Source organism: Pseudomonas sp. GW821-FHT07E12, assembly GCF_058986605.1.
Genome location: NZ_JBYSVX010000031.1, coordinates 54,103 through 66,772, shown reverse-complemented (window position 1 = coordinate 66,772; position 12,670 = coordinate 54,103). Strand labels below are relative to the sequence as shown.

Annotated in this window: 14 protein-coding genes; all 14 read right to left on the bottom strand. The window is 63.9% G+C overall.

The window, feature by feature from the left end; genetic code table 11:
* A partial coding sequence (locus AC3WJE_RS16000) for a hypothetical protein (RefSeq protein ID WP_493731808.1) occupies nucleotides 1–181 on the bottom strand: 181 nt, incomplete at its 3' end.
* Nucleotides 169–702: a hypothetical protein gene (locus AC3WJE_RS15995; protein WP_493731807.1), complete on the bottom strand. Its 534-nt coding sequence runs from the start codon at nucleotides 700–702 to the stop codon at nucleotides 169–171. The genes AC3WJE_RS15995 and AC3WJE_RS16000, both read right to left, overlap by 13 nt.
* Before the next feature lie 132 nt (nucleotides 703–834).
* Nucleotides 835–1,326, bottom strand: coding sequence for a hypothetical protein (locus AC3WJE_RS15990; protein WP_493731806.1), 492 nt, complete (start codon nucleotides 1,324–1,326; stop codon nucleotides 835–837).
* Nucleotides 1,323–1,964, bottom strand: a complete 642-nt coding sequence (locus AC3WJE_RS15985) for a hypothetical protein (RefSeq protein ID WP_493731805.1) — start codon at nucleotides 1,962–1,964, stop codon at nucleotides 1,323–1,325. The genes AC3WJE_RS15990 and AC3WJE_RS15985 overlap by 4 nt, the downstream gene beginning before the upstream one ends.
* 63 nt (nucleotides 1,965–2,027) lie before the next feature.
* Nucleotides 2,028–3,860: an autotransporter outer membrane beta-barrel domain-containing protein gene (locus AC3WJE_RS15980; RefSeq protein WP_493731804.1), complete on the bottom strand. Its 1,833-nt coding sequence runs from the start codon at nucleotides 3,858–3,860 to the stop codon at nucleotides 2,028–2,030.
* A 361-nt stretch (nucleotides 3,861–4,221) separates the two neighbouring features.
* Nucleotides 4,222–5,298, bottom strand: a complete 1,077-nt coding sequence (locus AC3WJE_RS15975) for a hypothetical protein (RefSeq protein WP_493731803.1) — start codon at nucleotides 5,296–5,298, stop codon at nucleotides 4,222–4,224.
* 2 nt (nucleotides 5,299–5,300) lie between these two features.
* A complete protein-coding gene (locus AC3WJE_RS15970; protein ID WP_493731802.1) occupies nucleotides 5,301–5,858 on the bottom strand; it encodes a hypothetical protein in 558 nt (185 codons plus the stop codon).
* The gene (locus tag AC3WJE_RS15965; RefSeq protein ID WP_493731801.1) at nucleotides 5,855–6,370 is read right to left on the bottom strand and encodes a hypothetical protein; all 516 of its coding nucleotides are present in this window, start codon (nucleotides 6,368–6,370) and stop codon (nucleotides 5,855–5,857) included. The genes AC3WJE_RS15970 and AC3WJE_RS15965 overlap by 4 nt, the downstream gene beginning before the upstream one ends.
* The gene (locus tag AC3WJE_RS15960; protein WP_493731800.1) at nucleotides 6,367–6,900 is read right to left on the bottom strand and encodes a hypothetical protein; all 534 of its coding nucleotides are present in this window, start codon (nucleotides 6,898–6,900) and stop codon (nucleotides 6,367–6,369) included. Before AC3WJE_RS15960 ends, AC3WJE_RS15965 begins: the two co-directional genes overlap by 4 nt.
* Nucleotides 6,897–8,300: a hypothetical protein gene (locus AC3WJE_RS15955; protein WP_493731799.1), complete on the bottom strand. Its 1,404-nt coding sequence runs from the start codon at nucleotides 8,298–8,300 to the stop codon at nucleotides 6,897–6,899. The genes AC3WJE_RS15960 and AC3WJE_RS15955 overlap by 4 nt, the downstream gene beginning before the upstream one ends.
* Nucleotides 8,301–8,307: 7 nt before the next feature.
* Nucleotides 8,308–9,354 carry a type II secretion system F family protein gene (locus AC3WJE_RS15950; RefSeq protein WP_493731798.1) on the bottom strand — a complete coding sequence of 349 codons (1,047 nt, stop codon included), beginning with the start codon at nucleotides 9,352–9,354 and terminating at the stop codon, nucleotides 8,308–8,310.
* Between the two features lie 19 nt (nucleotides 9,355–9,373).
* On the bottom strand, nucleotides 9,374–11,260 hold the full coding sequence (locus AC3WJE_RS15945) for a GspE/PulE family protein (RefSeq protein ID WP_493731811.1): 1,887 nt from the start codon (nucleotides 11,258–11,260) through the stop codon (nucleotides 9,374–9,376).
* A gap of 11 nt (nucleotides 11,261–11,271) precedes the next feature.
* Nucleotides 11,272–12,072 (bottom strand): hypothetical protein, encoded by an 801-nt coding sequence (locus AC3WJE_RS15940; protein WP_493731797.1) that lies wholly within the window; start codon nucleotides 12,070–12,072, stop codon nucleotides 11,272–11,274.
* Nucleotides 12,073–12,076: 4 nt separating this feature from the next.
* The gene (locus AC3WJE_RS15935; RefSeq protein ID WP_493731796.1) at nucleotides 12,077–12,655 is read right to left on the bottom strand and encodes a type II secretion system protein; all 579 of its coding nucleotides are present in this window, start codon (nucleotides 12,653–12,655) and stop codon (nucleotides 12,077–12,079) included.
* Nucleotides 12,656–12,670 lie beyond the last annotated feature (15 nt).

The following is a 12,670-nucleotide window of genomic DNA, read 5'->3' as shown; positions in this document are numbered from 1 at the left end:
CGGCCTGCAGCGGTGAGTGCACCACCCTGCCCAGCTCGGCCTGCAGCTGGACGCGGCGGTGGCCACGTGCGCGGGCCGGTGACAATCGCACCAGGTCCTGCAGCTGCCGGCGGCGCCGGCGACGTGGATCCGCCCAGGGCGTCCTGCAGGTCGACCAGCTGGCCAGCGTCAGCGTCCGCATCGAGCGCGGTCGGCCTGCAGCGGTGAGTGCACCACCCTGCCCAGCTCGGCCTGCAGCTGGACGCGGCGGTGGCCACGTGCGCGGGCCGGTGACAATCGCACCAGGTCCTGCAGCTGCCGGCGGCGCCGGCGACGTGGATCCGCCCAGGGCGTCCTGCAGGTCGACCAACTGGCCAAGGCCAGCGCCGGCATCGAGCGCGGCCGGGCCACGGTGGCGAGTGCATCACCCTGCCCCAGCTCGGCCCGCAGCTGGGCGCGGCGGTGGCCACGTGCGCGGGCCGGTGGCAATCGCACCAGGTCCTGCAGCTGCCGGCGGCGCCGGCGACGTGGATCCGCCCAGGACATCCTGCAGGTCGACCAGCTGGCCAGCGGCAGGCCCGACATCGAGCGCGGCCAGGCCGCGGCGGTGAGTGCGCCCCCCTGCCCCAGCTCGGCCTGCAGCTGGGCGCGGCGGTGGCCACATGCGCGGGCCGGTGGCAATAGCACCAGGTCCTGCAGCTGCCGGCGACGTGGATCCGCCAAGGGCGTCGTGCAGGTCGCCCAGTTGGCCAACGCCGCCGCCAGCATCGAGCGCGGCCGGGCGCGGTGGTGGGCACACGCGCACAAAAAAGGGGCGACCGATGGCCGCCCCTTCACTATGCCTAGATGCCTCGCCTACGGCGTAGCCTTGCAACTTGCTGTCGGGCTGTTGCCGATGCAGATGAAGCGTGTTTTCTCGCCATTTTGGAGGATGACCTTGCTGAAAATTTCTTGTCCCGAACTCAGTCCGCGTAGCGTCCCGTCGAGCTGTAGCCCTGCCCCCTCAACGGTGCTGATCTCAGTTCGGACGGGTGTGCAACCGCCACCCGTCACCACCGTCGTCTGCACGACGCCTACCCGTTCAGCCGGCGCATCAAAGAGCCTCGCCTTCTCAACATCAGACGAGAACCTGGCTGACATAACAAGGAAACTTCCAGCGACAAATATGCCAATCACGGCGCGACGCAATGGCATCAATCCCATCATGCAGACGACGCCAGAGAAGAACGCGGCGAGGATCGCGATCACCATCAGCATGCTGGCAAAAGGCTCCAAAGCCCATCCAAGCTGCGCCAAAGGAAAAGCATTTAATCCTTGGGTGGAAATGTCTTCCACGACCGCCATCATCGCCCTTCCTTGTGCACGGCCGAGGTTCGGGAAACGACCTTTCTAAGCAGCTGTTCGACGCCCACGGGCGTGGCACTGGCTTCATACATCGTCTTCGGATCAAACACGATGTGATCGGCTTCAACGTAGCGCAGGCGGTTGTAGACTTCTGCGACCACGACGTCACGTGCCTGCGCGGCCTTGAACCGGGCATCCTCATCCGCCTGGCGCCGACTCTTGCCAAAAGCCACATAGAGCAGGGCGGCGGCAAGGGCCCCGACAGGTGCCCAGATTCCGATACCGGAGAGAGCGCTGCCGACGTTATCGTTGATCGCAGCGACGGTAGAGCCCGCCGGGGCATTTGCAGCAGGGGCGACAAGATCAATGACGCCCGGGGTCCAGCTCATGAAGACGCCAATGCCTAAAAATGCCAAGGCGGGCCCAAGAACGTAAAGGATGTTGTAGGAGGTCTTGCGCGGCGCCTGAAGCTCCTTGGCGCGCTTCGACTGGGTGCGCTTGGTACCGCGCATCCCGCCTACGAAAAGGCCAAGGCCGCCGGTGCCCATACCAACGCCAGCACCAGTGCCCTTCCAAGTACCCTCAGTGGTCTCTTTCGCGACGATTGCAGCCAGGGCAACGCCATCTGATGGTTTACGCATTCCATTACTCCGTGGTCGATCGCCAGCCAGTGGCGCGGCGCAAGTGCGCCGCGCCGTGCAGGGTTACAGGCTACCGCTGAAGCTGACGAACACCGTCATGTCAGTGGCACGCTTCTGCGCTGCGGTGGTGCTCAGGCCGATGTTGCTCTGCAGGCCGAACAGCTCCATGCGCGCGCCCAGGATAGCCGTCGCGTAGCTCTTGTCGAAGTCCAGGCCGGGCACGCGGTAGCTGCCCACTTCCGGCACGGTCTGCAGCCATGCGCTGGCCTGCTCGCCGTCCTCGAACTGGTGGTCATAGGTGACCTGCACATACGGCTTCACGCTGCCGCCGTCGAACCGGGCCTGCCAGCCGATACGACCCACCGTGGAGTCGATGTCCTGGTCGTTGTAGCCCAAGGCGGTGGCGCTCAGGTTGCTTTCGGTGTAGCCGTCGATCTTGACCTTCTGCCACGTCACCGAGGCGACCGGACCGTGGCGGAAACCGCCCTCGGTACCGAACTCGTAGCCAGCATTGATCGCGGCGGTCAGGTTGCTGCCATCCGGCGAGCCGGTGTGTTCGCGGGTGGCCGGGCCGAGCTGCACCTTGCGGGTCACGTCATAGGACAGCCAGGTGTGGCTGACCTGGCCATTGACCCATGCGCGATCACCGTACCAGCCAGCAAACAGACCCAGGCTGGCGTCGGTCTGCTTGAAGTCGCCCTTGCTGTTGCCGAAATCGGCGTCCAGGCGCCCGTAGCCCGCGAAACCGCCCAGCACGATGCCATCACGCGCCCAGTCCATGCCGAACAGGCCAGCCGGCGCCAGGCCGTCGTACAGGTCGGCGTGATCGTAGCGCTGCATATCGCCCCGCACACCGCCCCACCAGGACAGGCCATCGACCGGCCGGGCGCCCAGGTGCAGGCTGACCTGATCGGCACGGGCGCGGCCCACCGTCTGCGCCGAACGCGTCAGCACCTGCTGCAGGCGCGGGGCCTCCAGCACCGAAACCGCGTACTGGCCCAGGATCTCGTGGGCAGCCGTCGACGGATGCACGCCATCGGCAAACAGGTAGGCGCTGTACGCGTCCGGAGCGACGTAGCTGAGCGGGTTGCACACGATCACGCCGGCATCGCCGAGCTGCGCATTGGGCTTGCAGCCCGCGTCGGTCACGTTGCGGAAGCCGTATTCACCCGGGTTCGCGGCGACTTCGCGGAGGATGGTGAAGGTGTCCAGCGGGATGAAGTTGACACCCGCCGCCTTCAGGCCGCTGTACAGCGAGCTGTTGTACGTGGAGGAGAAAGGGGTGCCGGTGACGGCGCCCAGCGGGCCCATGGCGAGGAAACGCGGAGTCAAGCCCAGGTCCGGCATGTTCGGAACCAGCAGGTACTGCGCGCCTGCCTGCTGCAGGGTCTTTGCGAGCGAGACCTGATCGGTGATCGAGGCGTTGATGATCGTCTGCGCCTGGCCGAGGGACTGCAGTGCGGCGAACACATCATTCGAGCCGCCCCACACGGTGTAGAGAGCGTTCGGGTCGGCCTTGCCACCGTTGGCGGCCAGGTAGCGAGCGGCCTGGCTCTTGATCGATGCGATCGGGCCAAGACCGCCGGCGCCGTCCACGCCCACGCGGGCACCGCCCACGGCGTAGTTGTCGCCGCTCTGGCCATTGCCGTTCGGCGTTGCATTGGTCCCGTAGTGATCCGCAACGTGCTCCGACCACACCCAGCCCGGGTTGGTCGTGAACCGGCCGGTCACTGCGCGGCTCTCGGCCGGCAGCAGTGGATTGAAGTAGCCGGAGTCGGTGAGGCTGTCGCCGAAGAACACCGTCTGGCTGAAGGAGTCGGACGCCATTGCCGGCGAAGCGGCCAGGGCGACAGCCATCGCCATCAGGGTGCGGGTGAAGCAGGTGCGGGATTTCATTGCGGTGGTGCTCCTGGTACGTAAAGGTTTATGGCATTCCAGCCACGGGTTCGCTCAGACGCAAAAGGCAAACGGTCGAGAGGCGAAGGCCGGCGTCAGCGTTATCGGCCTTCCCATGTGTAAGTTGAGCCGGTAGGCATCAACCGGTGACGCGCTCCGTATGTGATATGACCCATACTGTATTGTATAAAACACACAAACGCAACCCCCCACGAATGTGCGGGAGGTCACGTTTTTGAGATCGAAGGGATTTAAAGGCTGCGGCCCGCCGCGAGGGAGTTCGGGGGGAATACCCCGCGGCGGGCCGCACCGGAGAACAGGATTTGAACACTGCCCTTACATTGTCGTCGCGATCACGGCATCACGGCAAGGGGAACGCGATGCAGCCGATGCCAAACATTGCATTCTGCCCAGGAGCGCGCGCGTCCCACAGTGCACGCCCGACCTTGCCTGCGGTGTACATGTCGTCACTGATCAAAGCTGTCTCCAACACTGCATCCCAGTTGTTCGCGAGATGCGTTCCGTTTCCCGTTTGATACAACCCACCGCAGTTCGAGCTGTTATACGCATGAATCTGCCAGCCCCCGTTGATGCATTGATAGGTCGCTTGATACGCCATGCAGCTCTGACCCATCGCCCTGATGTTCCATGATCCAATTGCCAGGCGTCCAAGGGTCGCGGGGCCACATTGTGTGGGCGGCAATGGGACCGGTAGCGGCGCTGTGGAGAGCGTGTGCAGCTTCACCTGCGGGGAACAGGATCCAGGGTCCGGTACCGGATCCGGATCCGGCGGCGGCGGCGGCGGCGGCGGCGCGGTGCAGGAGTTGTTCTGGCTACGGATGCCACCAGTGGCTGCCCAGCTTCCACCGCCCACCCTGCGCTCTTCGGCCTCCCAGGTGTTGGAGCCGCTGTAGCCGGCAGGACAGCCCGCCGACTGTGCAACCCACCGCGTCTCGACAACGGCCGTGCACGATTCGACATAGTTCCGAACCGCGCCAGTGGCAGTCCACGCCCCATTGCTGATGCTGGAGACTTCCTCAGCCTCCCAGGTGATCGACCCGCTGTAGTACGCGGGACACCCCTTGCTCTGCGGCACCCAGCGGGCCACAGCACCGTTGCGCATGATCGTCGGGGCCTGAACGGCGCTGCCAGCCGTCAGGGAAACATTGCCCCCTTTCGGATTCAGTTTGACCGATCGCGCGCCGGCCGCCGTCCCCACCGACAACGTGCCTTCGACAGGGGCCACCCAATCGGTGCCGACCTGGCGCTTGCCACCCACGATGACGATAGGCGGCTGCGCGCCGGCCGCACTGCGGCCGCCGGCATCAGAGGGGCGGGCGACCGTGATCGATCCGTCCGAACCCCGCTGCGTACTTTGCTGCGCAATGACCGGCAGCGCGACCGCTGCTATGGCGATTGCGAGGATGGTTCTCTTCATGCTCATTCTCCTTTGAACTGGGTCCAGTAGTAGGACGCGAACGCCAAGTCGACGATGTTGGTTGGGGGGTTGGGATCGGGCGTGGCGGCGCCAAGCTCGATAAGGGTGATGTTCAAGGGCTTGCCATCGATCCAGATCACCGCCTTGTCCTGGTCGTAGACCTCAAACCGCGCGTCCTTGAACCGCGCGGCCTTTACAGCTGCAGCCGCCTGCAGGGGTTCCTTCACCACCACATCCGCCAGGTGAAGTGCCTCCTCAAAGAACCTGTCGCCATTCGGGACCGAAGCAACCACTGCGCCATCGGCGTAACGGACCACGTTCCCGTATCGAACCTCGAACGCCAGGCCTTTGGAGGAGGCGTGGATTGCGGATCTGCTGTACCAGTACCCGGCATTGCGCAGCGCATGCCCACGGCGCTGGGCCTCGGACACCCCGATCGCTTCAAAGAAAGAGTTCTGTGGAAGGATCAGGAAAACAGCAGTTAGTCCAAGCACCAGGGCGGCAGCAGCTCCGCCCCAGTACAGCCGGGGGTGGTCATAGCGGAAGTCGGTGAGGTTCAATGCCAACCCCCGCCGTCCTTGGTCATGACCAGGGATGCGCCACCGACATCGAACACCACACGATCGGGCTGCACCGCGACCAGGCGCGGGGTGGTGGAGACGCCTTCCGGGGTTGCTTCGAGCGCGGCGAGCCGGCTTCCAATGGCGTAGAACCTGCCCCCAATGAAGACGCCGCCGCTGCTGACTCCCTCGATCTTGATGGTTCCCCTGGCCAGCTCGGCGAAGTCAGGCGCCGGCGCTTGCTCCACTTCTCCGGCACGGCTTCCGAAGGCGGCTTCCACCGCGGCCGGATCCACCGCTTCAAGTGCCCTCGCCTGCTTTGCCGAGGCCTGAACGGCCACAGGAAACATCGGCTTCACTGCGGCGACCTCAGCAGCCGATGAAACATCGGCCGCCTGTTCCACCGGGAGCTGAGCGAGATTGAGGTTGATCTTGTTGCCGAGACCCCACAGCCCGACCACTACGGTCAGACCTATAGCGAGCTGCACCAAACTGGAATCGAGAAGCTTCATGCTGCCTCCTGCCGCGCGAGCACGCAGAAATCGGTGAGCACAGCAGTGGGTTGTTCTGCCGTGCCCTGGATGGCCATGCCGCCGATGTATACGTTCGGGCGGGCGGCAAGCGCGCCGATGCCAGCCAACAGCTGACCGTAGGAATTCGCTGTGACCTGAAGCCCGGCTGCAGCGTTATCCGCACTAGATGCCAGACAGATCCGTGCCAGCTGCAGGTCGACGTTGTTTTGTGTCACAGCCTCGGCCTTGGGGACGCTCACTTTGTCCAGGTCGGTCTGCAGACCCAACTGCGGGAGCCTGAGCGATCCAACGAGTGCGAGCACGTCGCTGTAGCGCTCAAGGCTGGGGTAACGGCGATTCCACTGAGCATTGGATGCTTCCAACGCCTTTGCGGATTGCTTCCAGCGGGCAACGCCCTCGGTCGCCTCCCGCTGCTGCTGGGCTCGCTCGCTGAGCCGGGCGAAGCCCTGGCAGCCCATGAACACCGCAACAGCCGCTACCGCTACGCCAAAAATAGTGATTTTGCTCATTGAATCGACCCCTCAATGGTCAATTTGCGAACGTTCGAGCCGATGTCGTCGTTCCACCCTCCCGGCGTCAGCCGCAGTGAGAGGCCAGTCGCCGTGCTGATCTGTGCCATCACGCCTTTCGCCTGCTCCATTGCCGATAGCGCGCTGATCGGAACCTCCACCACCATGTGCACATCGGCCGGGCGTGTCGGGGCGAAATTGGCCGCCAACGGCTGGCTACCCGGGGCTTCCGGTGTCACCGCAGGCCCAAACTGCCCCTCATCGCGGCCGCTGGCGCCGGCGCCGAAGGTAACCGTGACGATGCGCAGACCTGGCACCGAGGCGATGCCACTGACCACCCTGCGGCTGCGCTCCGCAAGCACGATCTGCGGGCGAGGCGACTCCATGAATGCACGTTGCCGCTGCTGCAGCTCCAACTTGGCGTTGTTGACGCCGCCGGCAGCCTGCAGTGCAGGATCTGCTGCCTCCCGCTGATATTCCTTCCCGGCCGAGCTGTACTGCTGCCAGCCCACCGCAAGCAGCGTGCAGTACACGACTACGCCCACGCCCGCCACGATGCCCCCAGTCCGGTAGGTGCCAGCAGACACCGAACGGGCATTGATCGGCGCAAAGCGAAGGCTGCGCAGGGGTTTGACCCCCAAATACTCGATGCCATCCTGGGCCCAGTCCGGCAACGGGGCAGCCGCGACGATGCGGGCATGCGGAAACTGCGCACGCATTTCGCCAAGCAGCACGCGCAGCGCGACGCTGAACCGCTGCTCAGACATTGCTGGCAGCTCCCTGTCTTCGATCGCCACCAGGGTCTTCTTCTGAAAGACGAGCACGTCCAGGTAGGTCGTGCCAGCGCTCTCGACACCGCCCAGCAGGATGGTCGTCTCTGCCGCGTTTGTCAGGCCCCACGCCAGGTACGCGTCCAGTGCCAGCGCGTATCGGGTGCGGCTACGCTCGAACAGACGCTGATCGAGCGCAACACGCAATCCCCGAGCCTTACGGCCCACCAGCGCCGCCACCGCCGGCTTGGTACCGCGCTCGGCCTGCAGCAGCATCGTTTTTGGGACTTCGCGCACGGGATCCAACGATGCCCAGGCACTATGGCCAACAAGCAACAGCTTCCTGTGCCCAGCTTCGTCCAGCATGTCCGGATGTGCCAGGATCTCGTAATCGGTCCGGGCAGACGCCCGCCCGGTCGCCTGCGGCTTTTTCTGGCGAACTTCTTTCTTCTTTCGCCTACCCGTCGGCGCGATGGCCGCCGGCACCATCTCCTCCAGCTCCATTCCGCCGCTGGGCTCAATGTCGTCCACCAAATCGTTAGGCTCCTGAGCTGCTGCGACATCGATCGAAGGCTGCGCAGCGGTGCCGCCTTTGGACGGTCTGAATCTATTCAAAAGGTTCTTCAGCATGACGTTCTCACCGGATGTTTTTGATATTGCTGAGCATGGGCAGGTAGAGCATGAGCATCGTGCCGCCCACTACCGCCGCAGAAATGCCCATCGCCACGTACTGGCTGATCTTGAGCACCTGGTCGAACGCCTCTTCGCCGTTCTTGACCAGCTCCGGCGACACCCGGTTCAGCTCTTCATCGAGCCGGCCAGTGACATCACCCGTCGAGAACGCGTCGATCACGTACTCCGGCCAGCGCTGCCGGGGATCGTCCGCAGCTAGCTTTTCGAGGTTCACTGCTTCAGACAGCGGGCGATGCTTCACGGAAAGGTCATCTGCAAGAAGAAGCACCCCCGCACGAAGCGGCGCCGGCAGAACGGCGGACGTAGCCCGGACACTGGTCGCGGTCGGAATGCCGGCCGAAAAGGACATTGCGGCGTACTTGGTCCAGAGCCCAAATGCCATCTCTGTCAAAGCTGGGCCGATCACGGGAGCTTCCAGCAGCATGCGCTGGGCCTCCAACTTGAAGGCTGGCGACCGCAGCCATGCCACGACACCGAAGATCAGGGCCACGGCCGCGACGGAGGCGAACAGCCAGTTCTCAATCAGCCAGGCCTGCGTCGCGATCCCGGCGCCGGTGAATCCGGTCATTGATCCGGAACGGCCGTTGGCACGCTGAATGCTCTCGCCAACCACCGGGACCACGGTCACGAAAAGCGCAAGGAACAGCAAGAGCGCCGCGGCGACGATTCCGATCGGATACTTCATGCGTCCGGCCGACGCGATAAGGCGCTGCTGGAGCTTGAGCGATTCGCAGTAGTGCTCCAGAACGGCAGGCAGCTTGCCGGTTGCTTCGCCGGCTCGCACCACCACCACGCCCTCTTCTGGCCACACGCCGCCGATGATCTCCGACAGCGGAGTGCCATTCTGAATCTTCTGAGCGGCACCGCCCCAAAACTGCGCATACTCCGGCTGCTGCTTTATCAGCTTGCCCACAGCCCAGCTCAGGGCCCGCCCCGCAGCCAGCTGGGATCGCAGTGACGCTGCAGACCTGATCACTTCCTTCAGGTTCATTGGTCGTTCCATGATTACCTCAGAGGTGAAGTACGGAGTTCAGGTCGACGTTGCCGGCCTGCAGCTCGCGATGTGCCGATGCAACCATGGTCAGGGTGCGCGCGTTCGACATCACTTCCCGGGCCTGGGCGGTACCCGCTTCCCGTGCAGCCAGGGTGCCGGCAGCGGTGCGCACTTCACGAGTGAAGGGCAGTACCTCGCAGATCAGCGCGTAACCAGTGAAACCGTTCTGACAGTGCTGGCACCCGGACTCGGAATGCGGCACCGATCGGTAGAAGCTTCCCGGGAGGGGCAGATCCTCACCAGCAAACTGCATGTACAGATCCCACCGGCGGCGGTCTTCATCCGTTGCGTCGTGCGGAACCTTGCACTGCTCGCACAGGGCGGGTACCAGGCGCTGGCTGATGACAAGGGACATCGCCTCGGCGAGCTGGAATCGCTTGGTACCGTCCACGAACTGGCTCAGCAGATCAAACGCAAGAACACAGTCTTTTGCGTGGATACTGGACAGGGCCAGACAACCCGAAACCGACGCGTTAACGCAGAATTCGGCCGTTTCTTTGTCGCGGACCTCGCCAATCCAGAACACATTCACGTCGTGCCGCTTCAGGCCGCGCATGATCGTGTTGAAGCGCTCCTGGTCTTCAATCTGCGTGCCGTCCCGGCGATGCATGATGGTGGGGACATTGAACTGCGTGATGTGGGAGATATACCGTTCCACGGGATCTTCGACGGACACGCGTTTCTTCGATTCGCCGTAGATGGTGTGGTGAAGGCCGACCATGCCGCCGATGGTCGTGGACTTGCCGCTGTTCATGGGCCCGGCAACGACGATCCCGCCTGCAGGCATGCGGATGGCGTCCTCAATCGCGGACCTGACCTCGGCAGGGAGCTTCAGCTCATCCAGGTCGATCTTCGATTCACTCCGCGAGAACAGCCGGATACTGACCGAGGGCCTGCCCTTGATGTCACCACCGTGGTTCTGAGGGATGAAGGACAACCGCATGAAGGCATCGCCAACGGTCGATCGGTAGGTGATCTGGCCATCCAGCGGTGTCCTGTACTGGACATTGTCCGGATTGGCCCCCGATTTGTTCTGCAGCACCTGGATTGCCGCGTCGGCTACCTCGGGTGGCCAGGTGCGACCGGTCATGGCCGGGGCAAGCGCGCCCCAACGGCGCACGGACACGCCGTAGCTACCGTCCAGGTTGGGCGTCAGCGCGATGTCGGTCCCCTTCGTGGAAATTGCATGATCGAGCAAGCGAATCAGCTCGCGTCGCTCCGGATGGTTCTCTGTGTCCTCAGTTGCGGCGTACCACACCTGGGCTTGTTCATTGGCGTAGGTTTCCCCATTGCGGTGGCGCGACAACAACACCGAGATGTCGTCACGCGCCCCAACCGCGAGCAACGGGCGTTCACCGGCCGCGGCGGTCAGCGGATCCTCGGACCGCTCCGAACGGCCCATGGTCTCGAACTTGGTCATGCCCGTATGGGTCGCGAACACCAGGACCGGGCGGGCGTTCTCGATGGTCATCAGCACGCATTCAAGCGCATCGCAGCGGCCGCGGATCTCCGTCTTGACCATATCCGGATGCGAACTGAGGTACTTGAGCTGGCTGTAGAAGGGCGATCCGCCGGTGATGGCGATAATTTGCTCCTGCACCGGCTGCACCGTGGACGGGTGCTGCTCTGCGGCGTAGGTAAGCAGGTCCTTCGATGCCGGCTTGTTCGCCTGCAGGCGTGCCAGATCAGCATCGTTCAAAACCTTTAGCGCACGGAGGGCTTCGGCCTGGCTGGTGCCCACAGCCAGCGCCAGCTCAGCCAGCTGCAGTATTTCTGCCGGAGGATTCAACCAGCCCCACTCGGCTACGAGCTGGTCGACGGGGCTACTGGAACTCTTCATCATCGCGGACACGGTTACTCCTGGACCTGCAAGGGGGTTGCAACCACAACGGGGGTACCGTCAGCGGCTGTAAAGGGTGTTTCGGTGGTGAGGACGATCAGGCTGGACGACTGGAATTGGTATTTGACTGGCTGGCCCCAGTGGTCGAACAACGCGCCACAATCGAGTGGAATGCCCCGCCAGACGAATACGCCGCGACAGTTCGCCGCCGCGCCTGAGTAGCCCGCCAAGGCCGCCAACGTGCGCTGCTGCCCCGGTGCAAGCCCTACCCCGTCGTTTCCAGTGGAGGGAAATGCCTGGTTTGCCGTCCAATGGTCGGCAAACAGTTGCAGCGTCCGCATCATGCGCACGCGCTGAGTGGACATCTCGGTGTTATAGGTTTCCTTCGATTCAGTGCGGTACCAGGTCCCGTCGTCCGCACCACACCAGGCTTGTGCGGTGGCGACGTCGCCGGTACCACACGCGTTCTCAGTCCGGTATGAAGCAGCGCCATCGCTCCGCACCGCTGTCCAAGCGGCAGCTCGCTGGAAGCGCCACACGCCGTCATTGATGGCACCGCTACGCTCGTATCGCTGCCAGGGGTTCCTGGCAGCTCGCAGATGCTCAAAACCATCAGCGCTGGTCAGCGTGTCAAGACTCGCCGGCGCAGAGCCGTGAAGACTGACGTACTGCTCAATGCCCTCGGCGATCTGCTCCTGGTCCACGCGCATGGTCATTTCCTGCCGGCGCGAGGTGTCACTCCTCACACTGGTGGTGAGAGCGAAAAGGCCCGTCATCAGAGCGAGGAAAACAGCAGATACCCAGAGCACCCACATGGCGTCAGTCCAGCAGGATGGTTACGGTGCGGGTGCCACCGGACGCCGCGCTGTAGCGCACGACATCGCTGGTGGTGTCCGAAGCAGCCAAGGTCGAAAGGTTCTCGGTGTAGCTCTGCGCCAGGGACAGAACGGCCGCATCGGGTACGCGCTGGAACTCAACGGTGAACTTGGCCAGGCCACCACCGGTCACGTTCATGGGGTAGCTGCCCACCTGCCATGCGGTGCCGTTCTTGGTAACCGAGTCACGGATCGGGCGAACCGACGAATCGGAGTAACAGGTCTTGTACGTTGCCGCCACGGCCGGCTCACCGTTAAAGACCACGTCCAGCAGCGTCCGGCCAGACGCCGGCAGCGGGCTACCCGTGATGGCGCTGGAGGTGCCGCAGGTGCGCGCGATCTGCGCAATGGAATCGGTGCTGCTTTTCGCGACGCGCTTGAGCAGCTGGGCTCGCGCGGCGTCGGTATTGCCAACCATGTTGCTGATGACGATGGCGGCGACGATGCCCAGCAGCACCACGACAATCATCAGCTCAACGAGCGTGAAACCGCCTTGCCGGCGCTTGGTGTAGAACTTCTTCACTTTTGGATCTCCTTG